Origin of the sequence: Shumkonia mesophila (assembly GCF_026163695.1) — a bacterium.
Classification (GTDB): domain Bacteria; phylum Pseudomonadota; class Alphaproteobacteria; order Rhodospirillales; family Shumkoniaceae; genus Shumkonia; species Shumkonia mesophila.
Map to the genome: position 1 here is coordinate 69,735 of NZ_JAOTID010000007.1, position 13,196 is coordinate 82,930.

The following is a 13,196-nucleotide window of genomic DNA, read 5'->3' on the forward strand; positions in this document are numbered from 1 at the left end:
GGTTCCGGCGTTCCCGCACATCCGCTGGTTTTGACGCCGGGGGAATGGGCGAAAGGATGACCTATCATGCGCAAGCCGCTTCACGGACCGTTTCTGATCACTGCCGCCCTCGGCCTTCTGGTCGGGTGCGATGCCACCTTCGACTATGACACGCTGAGAACCAGCGCCGTCTCCGGCGACGGGTTCGCCCCGGCGCTCAGTCGCGAGTACAAAAGCTTCGCGCTGTTCGAAACCGACGAGATGATGGACTGGCCGGATGCCGCCCACTTTGGCGAAAAGACGCTGCTGGCGGCGAAGGGCACCGTGCCGCCGCCGGAAAAGCTGGAAGATTGGCGACTGCCGGCCGAACACGTCGGCGAGCTTTCCACCGCCCGCTCGCGGCTGACCCAGGCCTTGGACAAGGGGGCCGGCCAGCGCTGGCCCAACGACGCGGCGGTGGCCCAGGTCAGCTTCGACTGCTGGGTCGAGCAACAGGAAGAGAACTGGCAGACCAATCACATCGCCCTTTGTCGCGACAAGTTTTACGGGGCGATGAAGAACCTCGACCAGCGGCTGGCCGCCGCCGACGCTTCGAGCGGCCTCGAGCCCGCCATGGCGACCTCGGGCGAAGATCCGACGCGCAACTTCGTCGTCCCCTTCGAATTCGACAGCGCGGAGCTGAACGGCGGCGCCGAGGCGACGGTCGAGGCCGTGGCCCGGATGGCCAAGACCGGCGGGGACGTGTGGGTGACGGTCGGCGGCCACGCCGATCGCGCCGGGGCCGATCCCTATAACCAGCGGCTGTCGCTGCGTCGCGCCGAGGCACTGACCCAATCCCTGATCGCGAAGGGCGTCCCGGCCGAGCGGATCAGGGTCGGCGCCTTTGGCGAAAACCGGCCGGCGGTGCCGACCGGGGACGGCGTGCCCGATATGCGCAACCGGCGGGTCGAGGTAACCGTCGAGCTCGCTTCCACCCGCTGAGTGTGCCGCGATTTCTCCTCCGACCTCCTCCCTGACCTCGAGCGAAGGCGGTATCGCAAACCCGCCTTCGCTCTTCTTTTTTCGCTCCCGGCCCCGTCGCCGGCTGCCGGCTGGAAACGGCCGGCCGAGCGCCCACATATAGGACACTATCGCCGGCCCATGGCCGGAGGATTCCGGAGTCAGACATGTACGAACGCATCACCCGCGACATCACGATCACCGTCGAGCCGACTTTCCTGGAAGAGCACTCGCAGCCCGAGAAGGGGCATTTCGCGTGGGCCTACCGCATCCGCATCGAGAACCGGGGCAAGGAAACGGTGCAGCTTCTGACCCGCCATTGGCGGATCACCGATGCCAAGGGCGAGATCCACGAGGTCGAGGGCGATGGCGTCGTTGGCGAGCAGCCGGTGCTCGATCCCGGCGCCAGCTTCGAATACACGTCGGGGGCGCCGTTGCCGACGCCATCGGGGTTCATGGTCGGCTCTTACGGCATGGAAACGGAGGCGGGAGAGCCTTTCCGGGTTGAAATTCCGGCCTTCTCGTTGGACAGTCCCTACCAGAACGTCGTGATCAACTGACCCCGGCGCCGGCCGGCGGCGACCGTGGGCGGCGTTGTTCCGGCAAGCGCGTTGCCGGGGGACGCAGTTTTCCCTGTTTGCGGGGCGCCGAGCCTGGCGACGCCCGGAGAGCAAGACCATGAAGAAGTCCGTTGAATTGCCGAACCCGCTCAGCCTCGTCAAGGATGCGAAGATTGCCGGCCGGCAGCGGCCGACCCGCACCGAGGCGGAAGCGGCGATTCGCACCCTCCTGCGGTGGGCCGGCGACGATCCCGACCGCGAAGGCCTGCTGGATACGCCCCGGCGGGTGGTCAGCGCCTTCGAGGAATGGTTCAGCGGTTATGACGCCGATCCGGTCGACATCCTCAAACGGACCTTCGAGGAAACCGGCGGCTACGACGAAATGGTGCTGCTCAAGGACATCCGTTTCGAGTCGCACTGCGAGCACCACATGGCGCCGATCATCGGCAGGGCCCACGTCGCCTATCTGCCCGACCGCCGGGTCATCGGGATCAGCAAGCTGGCCCGACTGGTCGAGGCCTATGCCAAGCGCCTGCAGATCCAGGAGAAGATGACGGCGCAGATCGCCAACACCATCGACGAGGTCTTGCAGCCGAAGGGCGTGGCCGTCGTCATCGCCGCCGCCCATCAATGCATGACGACGCGGGGCGTTCACAAGTCGGGCGTCGTCATGGTGACCAGCCGCATGCTGGGCGCGTTCCGCGACAACCCGTCGACGCGCCGCGAATTCCTGGCCATGGTCGGTTCGCCGTCCGGCGGCGAAGCCGGGTTCGGCTGATCTCCCTTCCCTGTCCCGCCGTTCGATGCGACGGGGTCGAACCTCTTGACCGCCGGCGGGGGACACGGTTACGTGGTGCCCACGTTTGAAGTGATCGGGGAGGGGGGCGCCCCATGCTGAGTTTCCGGCCGGTCCTGTATGTGGTCGGCCTTCTGCTGTCGACGATGTCGATCGGGATGTGCATTCCGGCGGCCGTCGATCTGTATTTCGACAATCCCGGCTGGCAGGTGTTCGCCACCTCGGCCGGACTGACGCTCTTCATCGGCGTCGGCTTGGCGCTGACCAATCATGCCCCCGACATCCGGCTGACCGTTCGCCAGGCTTTCGTGCTGACGACGGCCAGTTGGGTGGTGCTTACCGTTTTCGCCGCGCTGCCCCTGACCTTTTCCGAGTTGAATCTCAGCTACACCGACGCCTTCTTCGAGGCGATGTCCGGGGTGACGACCACCGGTTCGACGGTGATCGTCGGCTTGGATACCGCGCCGCCGGGCGTCCTGCTGTGGCGGAGCATGCTGCAATGGCTGGGCGGCATCGGCATCGTCGTCATGGCCATCGGCGTGATGCCCATGCTGAGGGTCGGCGGCATGCAGCTGTTCCGCACGGAATCATCCGAAAAATCCGAAAAGGCGATGCCGCGCGTCACCCAGATCGTTACCGCCATCATCCTCATCTACCTGGGGCTTTCGGTCGTCTGGACGGGCCTCTACTGGGCGGCGGGCATGAGCTTCTTCGATGGCGTCATCCACGCGATGACGACGCTGGCCACCGGCGGCTTCTCAAGCCATGACAATTCGGTCGGGCAATTCGACGACTGGCGGATAGACCTGATCGCCACCTGCGGCATGTTTATCGGCGGCCTGCCATTCGTGCTCATCCTCAGGACGATCCAGGGCGGAAAGGGGGCTCTTTTCGCCGACACCCAGGTCCGCACGTATGGTGCGGTGGTCGTCGTGCTGATTTTGGCCTGTAGCGCCTTCCTGTGGTTGCGTAACGGCGTCGAGCCCCTCCAGGCTCTGCGCTATGCGTCGTTCAACCTGATATCGGTGATGACCGGCACCGGCTACGCGACGTCCGACTTCTACCGGTGGGGATCGTTTGCGGTGCCGCTGTTCTTTTTCGTCATGTTCATCGGCGGCTGTGCCGGCTCGACCACCTGCGGGATGAAGATCTTCCGTTTTCAGGTGCTCTACGCGGCGGCGCGCACCCAGATCCGCCACCTGTTCCAGCCGCACGGCGTGTTCATTCCCTATTACAACCACCGGCCGATCCCGTCCGACGTCATCGAATCGGTGCTCAGCTTCTTTTTTGTCTTCATCCTTTGTTTCGGGATTCTGGCGATCGGGCTGGGCATGCTGGGGCTGGATTACCTGACCGCCATTTCCGGGGCCGCCACGGCCATCTGCAACGTCGGTCCGGGACTGGGCGACATCATCGGTCCCGCCGGCAATTTCTCGACGCTGCCCGATGCCGCCAAGTGGATGCTGTCGGCCGGCATGCTGCTGGGGCGACTGGAACTGTTCACGGTGATCGTGCTGTTCAGCCGCACGTTCTGGCGCGGCTAGCCCCTCATCCGCCGACGCATTCGATGTACCAGCCGAGGTCGGCCTCGCTCATCGGGAAGGCGTCTCCCGGGCCCGGCCTGAGCTGGCTTTTCTGGGGAACCCGGGCCACCCGCGTCTGCACCAGATGGGCGGTCGGCATGCTTAACCCGGCCTTCCAGACCAGGGCGGTGATCGCCTTGCCGCTGCCCGTGTTGAGCATGCTGGTGACGGTCTTGAAGGGCAGGCCCGACAGGTGGGTCAGGGCATAGCGGACGAAGGCGTTGTCGCCCTTATCGATGGCGCGCACGATGACGGCTTCGTCGAGGTTGCCGCCGTCGAACAGACGCTGCGCCCGTTCCTCGGCCGGCTCCCAGTCCGGATCGTCGCCGGCGAAGTCGCCGCGCTCGATGCGCTTGCGCACGGTCTGGCGCAACTCGCCGACCAGGGTCGCCTGGTCCTGGTTCATCTCGATCAGTTTGTCCATCAGGGCGGCGCTGACGAAGGTGGCGATCCGGCGGATGATGCGGGACGGCAGATTCTCGCGGTCGACCATCGGCGCGTGCCATTCGACCCGGTCTTCGGCGTCCACCGCGATCATGTCGAGCGTCTTGCCCGAGATAGCGGCGGTGCGGTTGCCGAGCAGGGCGGCGACCGCCTGCACGTTGCGCGAATTGACCACCGCGTCGGAAACCCGCTCGCCCAGTCCCGGGCGTCGCGACAGGGCGACCAGCGCGCCGCCGCCGCAGCCGCCGGCGACGATCTCCAGCAGGTCCTGGTCCGACAGCAGGGGCGAGTACTCGAGGATCGGCGCCGAAACCATCTCCTCCACATCGCGGGCCAGTTGGCGGACGATGCGGCCGGGGACGTTGTCGGCCCGTTTGATCTCGTCGGCGATGGTGGCGCGCACCCGCGGCAGATCGTCGCGGGCCAGGATCTCCAGGACTTCCATCGCCATGCGGGTCAGGCGGTCGGCTTCGTCGCGGCTCAAGGTCGGCACCAGCCGGCTGATCTTGCGGGCCAGCTGGTAGCGCACCTCGCCATCGCGGTCGGTGGCCAGGATTCTGTCGGCCTGAAGCGGCGTCCCCTGGTTGACGGCGACGGCGCGCCTGACCTCGGTGGCCTCGTCGGAGGCGAAGAAATAGAGGATTTCCGGTTCGAGGTCCTCGTGGGCGGCCAACGCGGCGCGGGCCTTGACGTCGTCCGACGCGGCGATCCGTTTGGCTTCCTCGTAGGCGGGCTTGGGCGCCGCGCCGGACGGGCGGCCGCCCTTGCGCTTTCCGGCGTTGCCGAAGACCCAGTGCAGAACCATGTCACATCCTTCCGGCGGAGGTCATGGGCAGCGGGGCCACAGGTTCACCAGTCCCCAGCCGAAAACGTCGTCGCGCCCGGGGGCGCCCAGATCGGTCGCCTGCCGGCGCAGGGTGTCGCTCAACTGGCCGGCCGACTTGGGCGCGCCCGCTTCGATCTGGACGGCCAGGAGGACGGCGATGTAGGGGGTGGCGAACGAGGTTCCGCTCATCACCCGGCCGCCGCGCGGCACCGCCGTATAGATCTGCACGCCCGGCGCCGCAAAGTCGATGTAGGAACCGCGGTTGGCCTTGACGTAGGCGTTGCGTTGCTGGTCCAGCGCGGTTACCGCCATGACGTCGGCATAGGCCGCCGGATAGGCCGGCCGGGCATCGCTGCCCCAGTTGCCGGCGGCCGCCACCATGATCAGCCCCTTGTCGCGCGCCGTGTCGAAGGCGCGGCGCACGATCTGGTTGTCGCCGCCGGCGACGCTGAGGTTCACCACCTGGACCTGCTTCTCGACCATCCAGTCGACGGCCTTGAGAAGGCCCAGTCCGCTGCCGACCACCTGTCCGGTTTCGTTCACCTCGAACATGTTGGCGGCCATCAATTCGGCGCCCGGCAGCAGGCCGCCCCAGGCCGCCGTGCCGACCAGCATCGAGGCGATCGCCGTGCCGTGGTCGGCGGGGCCGGGCCGGCGGCCGGCATTGTGGAACGAGCGGAACTCGACGCGCTGTCCCTGAAGCGCGGGATGGGTGGTGTCGACCGAGGTGTCGATCTGCCCCATGCGGATGCCGACGCCGCAGCTGTCCGAACTCGGCGGCCAGCCGGCGATGGGACGGGCCAGCTGCGACTGGTATTCGCTCATCGCCTGCGACTGGTAGAGCTGGTGGCTGTCGACGAGAAGGCCGGGAAAACGGGCCGCCAGTTGCTGGCGGGCGGCCGGCACCGTCGAGCCGCTGGGGATGTCCAGGCGGAAGATCTCCATGCCCAGCTGCTCGAGGCGGACCACCTCGACCACCGAAAAGCCCATCTGCCCGACGATGGCGGCGAAGCCGCGCGGCGGGTCGGCGACGATGAGCTGGTTGGGCTCGACGATCTGATCGGGCGGCAGGCTGTCGAGGAGGCGCTGATCCGGACGCGGCGACGATCCGTCCGGCGCGCCGGCCCGAGGCGCGTCGCGCCCGATTTGGCCGCGCGGGCCAACCTGGGTCGAGCCCTCCCCGCCGGCGTCGCGGTTGGCCTGCAGGACGGCGACGACGAACCACGTGGCGAGGACAAGGGCAAGCGTGACCACCAGGCCGACGATCACTTTCCGGTACATGTGCCCCCCATCGTGGTCCCTGCCTTTTTGTGCCGGTTCATCCGTTTCCGCGAGGCCTTGGGTCGCGCCAATGTATCACGGGTATGGCGCCAGACCAACTCGCGCCGGGGGCCGGGCGGCGCCGCCGGGCTTGAGCGGAACCTCCCGGGTGTTTATGAAGAAGGCGACGGACGGAAGCGGTTCCATGGGAACGGAGGGGTGGCGTGCCCGGCATTGTCTCGACGGTGATCAAGCTGGCCCTGGTCTGCCTGGGCGTCGGCCTCATCCTGGCCTTTTTCGACGTCGACCCCGTCCAGTTGCTGCACAATTTTCCGCGGGCCATCCGTTCCGCCTTCCAGGTCGTGGTCGACATGATCCGCTGGGCGGTGCCCTACATCACGCTCGGCGCCGTCGTGGTGCTGCCGATCTGGCTGGTCTTCTTCCTGCTCCGCCTGCTGCGCAACCGCCGCGGCTAGGCTGTGTACCTATAAAGGTTTAAGTCGTCATTCCGGACGTTAGGCGAGCCCGGTGCTCGAAGGGGACGCGGAAGCGTCAACTCGGGCACCGGTGGCGAGCCTTGCGATCCGGAATCCAGGGCAAGCGCTCCGTCACTCGCCTCTGGATTCCGGATCACTGACTTTCCTAACCAAATCAAAGATTTGGAGGAAAGTCGTGTCCGGAATGACGCATTAATGAGTCCATGACCTAGGCCGCTCCCTGCGGCGTCGGGGCCTGGTTTTCGTAGGTCTCCAGCACGTCTTCCAGCACGTCGAGCTGGATGCCCGCCTTGGCGAACATCTCGCGGGTTTCCTGGGCGGCGTGGTAGCGCCGCTTGGCGACGACGCGGCGGATGCCGACGGAAATGATCAGCATGGCGCACACCCGGCAGGGCTCCATCGTGCAATAGAGCGTCGCCCCGTTGAGCGAGATGCCGTGGCGGGCCGCCTGGCAGATGGCGTTCTGTTCGGCGTGGATGGTGCGCACGCAGTGGCTGCGCACCGCGCCGTCCTCGTCCATCACCTGCTTCATCAGGTGGCCGACCTCGTCGCAATGCGGCAGCCCGGGCGGCGATCCGACGTAGCCGGTGGTCAGGATGCGGTTCTCGCGCACGATGACGCTGCCGCTGCGTCCGCGGTCGCAGGTGGCGCGCTTGGCTACCGTGTCGGTCAATTCGATGAAGTATTCGTCCCACGAAGGTCTGGTCATCGGCGTCGGGCGTCTTTCCATCTGGCGTGGCGGCGGGCGGCCATTTTCGCCGTGGCGCCCGCTCGGCATGGCCGTCGCGCATTATGGTGTGGACGGCGGGAAGGGATTATGGGTTAAGATCGATTATCATGTCACGCCGATTCCCCCATCCCGTTCTCGTCTTCTCGTGCCTCGGGCACAGCTTCGACCATTTGTTGATGCTGATCTACCCGACGGCGGTGCTGGCCATGGGGGCCGAATTCGGGCGCACCTACGGCGAACTGATCGTGCTGATGACGCCTTCGGTCATCCTGTTCGGGGCCGGCGCCATTCCGGCCGGCTGGCTGGGCGACCGCTGGAGCGCGCGCGGCACCCTGATCATCATGTTCTTCGGGCTGGGCGCGGCGACGCTCGCCACCGGCTTCGCGCGCACGCCCGTCGAGGTCGGCCTGGGCCTGGCGGCGATCGGCCTGTTCGCCTCGATCTATCATCCGGTGGCCACCGCCGTGGTGGTGCGCTATGCCGCCAGGCGCGGGCGCGCGCTCGGCATCAACGGCATCTTCGGCGGCCTCGGCATGGCGCTGGCGCCGGGGATTGCCGGGTTTTTGACCTCGACCTTCGGATGGCGCGCCGCCTTCGTCGTGCCCGGCCTCGTCTGCCTGGGCGTGGGCGGCCTGTTCGTGTGGGCGGTCCGCGAGATCGCGCCGGCGAAGCTGCCGTCGGCGCAAGCCGGGGGCGCCCACGGCAACGGGCGCTCCGTGCTGCCGATCTTCGCCGCCATCGTGCTGGCCGGCGTTTGCGTCGGCTTCCTTTATCAGACCGAGACGGTGGCCATGCCCAAGGTGTTCGAGCAGCGCCTGACCTTCCTGGAGGGCGAGCTGTCGGCGGTGGGACTCTTCGCCGCCGCCATCTTCGTTTTCGGTGCCGCCGCCCAATACGTCGGCGGCATGCTGGCCGACCGGCTGTCGATGAAGCGCCTGGTCGTTCTGGCCCTCTCGCTCCAGGTGCTGATCATGCTGGCCATGGCGCGGGCCTGGGACTGGCCGCTGTTTGCCCTTTCCGTGGTCATGGTGGTCTTCACGCTGGGCCTGCAGCCGGTGATGGACAGCCTGATCGCCCACTACGTGCCGCCGGCCTGGCACGCCCGGGCCTATGGCGCGCGGTTCCTTTCCGCCATCGTGGTCAGTTCGCTTTCCGTGCCGGTGGTGGCCTGGGTGTTCGCGGCGACCGGCGGCTTCGAATGGCTGTTCTTCGGGCTGGTCGGCATCGCCGGCTTGGGCGTCGTCGCCGCGGTGACGCTGCCGACCGAACGGCCGGCGGTTGCGGCGCGGGCGACTTGACGGCAGGATGGCGGTCACACACCGGGGGCCGCCCGGGAAATCGTCGGGAGGACAAGCAGACCATGCCGTTCGTGAAACGCGATGAAAGCGGGGCCATCGTCGCCGTCTTCCGCCAGCCGGGGCAGGAAGGGCTGGAGGAACTGGACCCCCGCGATCCCGAATTGACCACCTATCTCTACGACACCGTCCTCGACCTTGCGGCGCGCAAGGAATGGATCGAATCCGACCTCGGCCTGGTGCGCGTGCTCGAGGATCTGGTGCAGGTGCTGATCGAGAAGGGCGTGCTGATGTTCACCGACCTGCCCGAGGCGGCGCAGGAAAAACTGCGCGGCCGCAGCGGCTTCCGCAAGCAGTTCGCCTATGTCGAAAACCTGTTCGGCGGCGAGGACGGCGAATTCGGCGAAGGACCCGAGGGCGGCGGGGGCTTTCTGTAAAGCATTCTCCGCTCAGGCGGGATCGTTCTTTGTCGTCACCCCCGCGCACGCGGGAACCGGTTGCCCTCATCTTCGACAGGTGCGCTAAAGAAGGGTGCGCTGTGCGAACTCTTTGTCTCGCACCACGAGCGTCGGAAGACTCGCGTCTGCGTACCCCTTGCTTTCCAATATAAGCTTCGCCTGGTCGAGCGAATTCGCAATGGTTGTACCGGCACTGAGTGATCGATAGAATCGCTTCGAAAATTCGCAGGCCGCCTCATCGTCGATCGTATCGGCCATCGCGATCACTGCCGGGACCGTATCTAGAAATCGATCGGCACCGTCTACTGTGTCGCAGGCGACAAGGACGAGCAACTTCGGGGTGGCACTCGTCGCTCCAACGACACGGGCGACCATATCGAAGTCCAACACCGTCCCGCCGTCATCCCCGGCTTTTTCATTGTCGAATAGCAAGTTCTGACCGCCGCCATGGCCGGAAAAATGAATAACGTCCGGGTGATAGGTATTCAGCGTGTCGAGCAACGTGTCGAGCGTAGGTGCGAGCACGACCTTCAGGTCGACCTCGCCAGCCTTGCTCCCGAGGCGGATGCCCTCGTCGATATAGCGCGCTTCCACGCCTGTTTGCAGTGACGCCCGACTGTCAGGATTGGTCACCAACAGGGCGATCTTCAGTCGCGCCTGCTTCCCACTCTGGCGCGGCCGGCTGCCGCGTGGCTTTCCGGCTCGCTTTACCGGTTTGACGAACGACAATCTGGTCTCGACCGCCGGACGGCGCTTCGTGGCAACCTTCTTCGCAGCGCCGGGATCATCCGCGTATTTCACGATGATATTCCGGTTCGCGCGAACCGAAGCGTCCTTCACGTAGACCCAGCGGCTTCCGTCCTTGACGTGTCCTTTATTCTCCATGCGGACGATCAGATGATGCTTTGCCAACTCGTCGAGGGCGTTCTGGACGACCTGCGTGCTCCCGGTCTTGCCGAGCAGATCGGCGATCTGCTTCTTCGACCGCGGTTTGGACCCCCGGCCATAAATCAAGTCGAAGACGGCGCGGCGGTTCTTATCGCGGCCAAGATGCTTGGCCCACCGGAGGATGGCCTCCTCGAAATCGCCGGAGACATTGACGACGGGGGCCTGGCTATTCATCGCCATTCAATTTTTGCGTAACCTTGGTGCTGGCGGGCTTCTTGCCTGCCATCATGCGACTGACCGTCGCTTGGCTGATGCCAAGCGCATCGCCGAGCTTCGACTGGGAATAGCCGCGTTCCATGAGCTCGATCATCTTGATCTTCCGAATCATTTCGAGCTCGGACAGAATCTTTTTGAGAGTGTCCTCCATCACTCGACCCCTTCTACAGCAAAGGCGGTGCCGCCCTTCGACACACTCCTGGCGATGCCCTTGGGGAGCATCCGGCTCATCGTCGGCTCGCTGACGCCTAGTATCGCCGCGATCTGGCTCTGCTTGACGCCTTGGCGCAACAACTGGAGGATCATGAGCATTTTGAGCGCGCGCATTTCGCCCAAAAGGTCATCTGTCTCTTTGGTCATCTAGGTCTCCTTCGCGCCCTTCTTCTTGGTGTCGTAAATAGTCTGGCTGACCGAGCCGCTCGACGATCCGACAATCGGCGCGATTTCCTTCGGGCTCAGTCCGGCCTCGGAGAGGAAAAGGATCTTCTCCTTCTTGGTCGGAAGGTGATGCACGGCCGACAATGACTGCACTTTCAGAAGCGTCCGCAGGAGGTCCATGAGCTCTCGATGATTGGCATCACTCATCATTGGTCTCAACTTTCGCCGACGCGGTCTTTTTGTGTTTGGCCATGGCCACGCTCACGGTCTTTGGCGTCGTTCCGAGAAGTGCGGCAATGGAGCTTGGCCCAAGGCCTGCGCCGTAAAGAAAGACGATCTTCTCACGTTGTGTAGTCATGTCTTTGACCGCGAGCGCCGCCTGGATCTTGATCAGCGTGTCCATTTTTTCGTTTAAAGCGACTAGGGGATCGGACGAGCTCATTTCTTGGTTCCCTTTTTGATGAGTGCTTCGGGAAGCGGGTATACGTGAAGGGGACGGGCTTCACGCTTCTCCCCGACGCGAATCACGATGCCCTCGTCGATCCACCGATTGAGTGACTTGCTGAAGTTGCCTGGATCGAGGCCGAGCTCTTTTGAGATGTCAGCTTGCGTCCTGCTTCCGTCGCACAGGTTGAATGCGCGATGCTGCTTCTCGCCGGCGGTCGGACCCATGATCTCAAGGATTCTGGCGGGCGAGAATGTCTGCCTCGCGACCGTGGCTAAAATTGCCCGAAGAAATGTTTCCTGCAACTCCATAGCCTCCCAGTTAGCTCCGCTGTCACTAACCATCACCGATTGCTATTCACGTACTATACTCCTCAATTTTAGTTTATTCTAGCGGATAACCAAAATGTAGTTATGGGTTAGCCAATGGTGAAAAATGTCATGGGCGCCGGATGTATAAGCATGAATAATATCGTGGGCTACCAACGATGGGATTTGGCAGTCGATTGAGCTATCAGTCGCGCCGGGCGGCCCCTTCAATTCAGAAGAGGATAGGTTAGCCGGGAGCCGTGACGGCTTCCGATATCTAGGCGGCACTGGAGCCGAAAGCGCGAGAGTGACCAACGGGTGTTACGGCGACGCGCGGACGGTTCCGCGCCGCGTCTTCTTCGACCCTGCCGGCGCAATGTTCGACGGCGACATTCGGGTGATGGCGATACGTTGAGTTGGAAGCCGCCATTTGGACCGATCATATCAGGCGGCAGCATTTTCCAATCGCCCGCCTATAAGCGTCAGTCCCCTCCTGGCCGATCCCGGGCGTTCCGAGCCGGGATTGCCCCGGCAGGGTTCAGTCGGACGACGTCACCCGAAGGACTTCCCGCATGGATGCCTCCAGTCCGTCGCGGGAGACCGGCCGGTCCGGCAGGATGAAGCCCCAGGTCGGGTAGTGGCGGCTTCCCATCTGTCCGCTCGGCGGCCACCAGACGCGAACGGCCGACCAGTCGTTGGCCGGCGAAACGTCCATCACCGGCATGTCCTCGGTCACCCGATGCGGCACCCAATTGGCCTGGGTGACAAGGATCGTGCGCTCGGAGACCACGCGTGACACCACGGCGGCATGGCCGTCGGGCAGCCGGGACGTGCGGCGGAACGTCAGCACCGCGCCCACCGCCGGCCGCGAAGAGCGGGCGTAGCGTCCGGACGCCCTATCCCACCAGTCGGCGGCGGGGCCGCGCAAATCGACCCCTGAAAGGGCGCGCGCGAAAGGCGCGCATTCCAGGATCAGCGGCCCGCCGACATATCGGCCGGCCGTGCCGCCATTTTCGGCGGGAGGCTGGACGGCGGCGGGGGGCGGGGCGGCGACAAGCGGCGTCGGCGCGCGCGGGGCGCAGCCGCCGAGGATGGCGAGAAGGGCGGCAATCGACAGCAGCCGAAGGGCGGTGGGAGGCAATGCCCATTTCGCCGTTTCACGGACCAGGGGCCGGCTCGGGACTCGTGGCTGCAAATTCCATCCCCTCCTTCGGGGGCTCCCTCGCGGACCCGGTCGGCGGAACGATGCGGATCTTCCCAACGCAAGCATGCCATTCACGCGATTAATTTAGCGTATACGCCCGGGAACCGGTTACCGGTTTCGCGCCTGAAGCCGCTCCGGTCCCTGCGGGTTGACTCCGATGTTGAAATAGGCATATATTCCGTAAATATACATCATGTCCTGATCGGGGAGTCCGAGGCCATGCGGGGCATCCGGACGGCCGGAACACGGGATTGCCCGGGCTGAACGGCG

17 protein-coding genes are annotated in these 13,196 nt (G+C 65.1%); 7 read left to right on the forward strand and 10 right to left on the reverse strand.

The window, feature by feature from the left end; genetic code table 11:
* Nucleotides 1-66 precede the first annotated feature (66 nt).
* The 4 genes from ODR01_RS13180 to ODR01_RS13195 all read left to right on the forward strand — a co-directional run bounded on the left by ODR01_RS13180 (nt 67) and on the right by ODR01_RS13195 (nt 3,878).
* Entirely contained in the window at nt 67-960 is an 894-nt protein-coding gene (locus ODR01_RS13180) for an OmpA family protein (protein ID WP_316978134.1), read from the forward strand.
* Between the two features lie 185 nt (nt 961-1,145).
* Nucleotides 1,146-1,538, forward strand: a complete 393-nt coding sequence (gene apaG / locus ODR01_RS13185) for a Co2+/Mg2+ efflux protein ApaG (protein WP_316978135.1) — start codon at nt 1,146-1,148, stop codon at nt 1,536-1,538.
* A gap of 118 nt (nt 1,539-1,656) precedes the next feature.
* Nucleotides 1,657-2,316 (forward strand): GTP cyclohydrolase I FolE, encoded by a 660-nt coding sequence (gene folE, locus ODR01_RS13190; RefSeq protein WP_316978136.1) that lies wholly within the window; start codon nt 1,657-1,659, stop codon nt 2,314-2,316.
* Between the two features lie 113 nt (nt 2,317-2,429).
* On the forward strand, nt 2,430-3,878 hold the full coding sequence (locus ODR01_RS13195; protein WP_316978137.1) for a TrkH family potassium uptake protein: 1,449 nt from the start codon (nt 2,430-2,432) through the stop codon (nt 3,876-3,878).
* 4 nt (nt 3,879-3,882) lie between these two features.
* Here the strand turns inward: ODR01_RS13195 and ODR01_RS13200 are convergent, their stop codons facing one another.
* Both ODR01_RS13200 and ODR01_RS13205 read right to left on the reverse strand, forming a co-directional pair.
* Nucleotides 3,883-5,166, reverse strand: a complete 1,284-nt coding sequence (locus ODR01_RS13200; RefSeq protein ID WP_316978138.1) for a DUF2336 domain-containing protein — start codon at nt 5,164-5,166, stop codon at nt 3,883-3,885.
* A 21-nt stretch (nt 5,167-5,187) separates the two neighbouring features.
* Entirely contained in the window at nt 5,188-6,468 is a 1,281-nt protein-coding gene (locus tag ODR01_RS13205) for a S8 family serine peptidase (protein ID WP_316978139.1), read from the reverse strand.
* Between the two features lie 203 nt (nt 6,469-6,671).
* Between ODR01_RS13205 and ODR01_RS13210 the strand changes: the two genes are divergently transcribed.
* Complete coding sequence (locus ODR01_RS13210; RefSeq protein ID WP_316978140.1) at nt 6,672-6,923, forward strand: DUF6460 domain-containing protein; 252 nt, start codon at nt 6,672-6,674, stop codon at nt 6,921-6,923.
* Nucleotides 6,924-7,152: 229 nt separating this feature from the next.
* On the opposite strand, the gene ODR01_RS13215 is transcribed toward ODR01_RS13210, so the two are convergent.
* Nucleotides 7,153-7,653 (reverse strand): deoxycytidylate deaminase, encoded by a 501-nt coding sequence (locus ODR01_RS13215; RefSeq protein WP_316978141.1) that lies wholly within the window; start codon nt 7,651-7,653, stop codon nt 7,153-7,155.
* Nucleotides 7,654-7,781: 128 nt separating this feature from the next.
* Between ODR01_RS13215 and ODR01_RS13220 the strand changes: the two genes are divergently transcribed.
* On the forward strand, nt 7,782-8,972 hold the full coding sequence (locus tag ODR01_RS13220) for an MFS transporter (RefSeq protein WP_316978142.1): 1,191 nt from the start codon (nt 7,782-7,784) through the stop codon (nt 8,970-8,972).
* A gap of 62 nt (nt 8,973-9,034) precedes the next feature.
* Complete coding sequence (locus tag ODR01_RS13225) at nt 9,035-9,406, forward strand: hypothetical protein (protein ID WP_316978143.1); 372 nt, start codon at nt 9,035-9,037, stop codon at nt 9,404-9,406.
* A gap of 84 nt (nt 9,407-9,490) precedes the next feature.
* Here the strand turns inward: ODR01_RS13225 and ODR01_RS13230 are convergent, their stop codons facing one another.
* The 7 genes from ODR01_RS13230 to ODR01_RS13260 all read right to left on the reverse strand — a co-directional run bounded on the left by ODR01_RS13230 (nt 9,491) and on the right by ODR01_RS13260 (nt 12,863).
* Nucleotides 9,491-10,555, reverse strand: coding sequence for a CHAT domain-containing protein (locus ODR01_RS13230; RefSeq protein ID WP_316978144.1), 1,065 nt, complete (start codon nt 10,553-10,555; stop codon nt 9,491-9,493).
* Entirely contained in the window at nt 10,542-10,742 is a 201-nt protein-coding gene (locus ODR01_RS13235) for a helix-turn-helix domain-containing protein (protein WP_316978292.1), read from the reverse strand. The genes ODR01_RS13230 and ODR01_RS13235 overlap by 14 nt, the downstream gene beginning before the upstream one ends.
* Nucleotides 10,742-10,951, reverse strand: coding sequence for a helix-turn-helix domain-containing protein (locus ODR01_RS13240; RefSeq protein ID WP_316978145.1), 210 nt, complete (start codon nt 10,949-10,951; stop codon nt 10,742-10,744). Before ODR01_RS13240 ends, ODR01_RS13235 begins: the two co-directional genes overlap by 1 nt.
* Complete coding sequence (locus ODR01_RS13245; RefSeq protein ID WP_316978146.1) at nt 10,952-11,149, reverse strand: hypothetical protein; 198 nt, start codon at nt 11,147-11,149, stop codon at nt 10,952-10,954. It abuts the gene before it with no gap.
* Nucleotides 11,150-11,168: 19 nt separating this feature from the next.
* Entirely contained in the window at nt 11,169-11,411 is a 243-nt protein-coding gene (locus ODR01_RS13250; RefSeq protein ID WP_316978147.1) for a helix-turn-helix transcriptional regulator, read from the reverse strand.
* Nucleotides 11,408-11,725 (reverse strand): MarR family transcriptional regulator, encoded by a 318-nt coding sequence (locus tag ODR01_RS13255; protein WP_316978148.1) that lies wholly within the window; start codon nt 11,723-11,725, stop codon nt 11,408-11,410. Before ODR01_RS13255 ends, ODR01_RS13250 begins: the two co-directional genes overlap by 4 nt.
* A 535-nt stretch (nt 11,726-12,260) precedes the next feature.
* Nucleotides 12,261-12,863 carry a CHAP domain-containing protein gene (locus tag ODR01_RS13260; protein WP_316978149.1) on the reverse strand — a complete coding sequence of 201 codons (603 nt, stop codon included), beginning with the start codon at nt 12,861-12,863 and terminating at the stop codon, nt 12,261-12,263.
* Nucleotides 12,864-13,196 lie beyond the last annotated feature (333 nt).

Bases quoted from the DNA above. Each gene is read 5' to 3' on its own strand.
- ODR01_RS13180 (WP_316978134.1), top strand. From the start codon at position 67: ATGCGCAAGCCGCTTCACGGACCGTTTCTGATCACTGCCGCCCTCGGC.
- apaG (WP_316978135.1), top strand. From the start codon at position 1,146: ATGTACGAACGCATCACCCGCGACATCACGATCACCGTCGAGCCGACT.
- folE (WP_316978136.1), top strand. From the start codon at position 1,657: ATGAAGAAGTCCGTTGAATTGCCGAACCCGCTCAGCCTCGTCAAGGAT.
- ODR01_RS13195 (WP_316978137.1), top strand. From the start codon at position 2,430: ATGCTGAGTTTCCGGCCGGTCCTGTATGTGGTCGGCCTTCTGCTGTCG.
- ODR01_RS13200 (WP_316978138.1), bottom strand. From the start codon at position 5,166: ATGGTTCTGCACTGGGTCTTCGGCAACGCCGGAAAGCGCAAGGGCGGC.
- ODR01_RS13205 (WP_316978139.1), bottom strand. From the start codon at position 6,468: ATGTACCGGAAAGTGATCGTCGGCCTGGTGGTCACGCTTGCCCTTGTC.
- ODR01_RS13215 (WP_316978141.1), bottom strand. From the start codon at position 7,653: ATGACCAGACCTTCGTGGGACGAATACTTCATCGAATTGACCGACACG.
- ODR01_RS13220 (WP_316978142.1), top strand. From the start codon at position 7,782: ATGTCACGCCGATTCCCCCATCCCGTTCTCGTCTTCTCGTGCCTCGGG.
- ODR01_RS13225 (WP_316978143.1), top strand. From the start codon at position 9,035: ATGCCGTTCGTGAAACGCGATGAAAGCGGGGCCATCGTCGCCGTCTTC.
- ODR01_RS13230 (WP_316978144.1), bottom strand. From the start codon at position 10,555: ATGGCGATGAATAGCCAGGCCCCCGTCGTCAATGTCTCCGGCGATTTC.
- ODR01_RS13235 (WP_316978292.1), bottom strand. From the start codon at position 10,742: ATGGAGGACACTCTCAAAAAGATTCTGTCCGAGCTCGAAATGATTCGG.
- ODR01_RS13240 (WP_316978145.1), bottom strand. From the start codon at position 10,951: ATGACCAAAGAGACAGATGACCTTTTGGGCGAAATGCGCGCGCTCAAA.
- ODR01_RS13245 (WP_316978146.1), bottom strand. From the start codon at position 11,149: ATGGACCTCCTGCGGACGCTTCTGAAAGTGCAGTCATTGTCGGCCGTG.
- ODR01_RS13250 (WP_316978147.1), bottom strand. From the start codon at position 11,411: ATGAGCTCGTCCGATCCCCTAGTCGCTTTAAACGAAAAAATGGACACG.
- ODR01_RS13255 (WP_316978148.1), bottom strand. From the start codon at position 11,725: ATGGAGTTGCAGGAAACATTTCTTCGGGCAATTTTAGCCACGGTCGCG.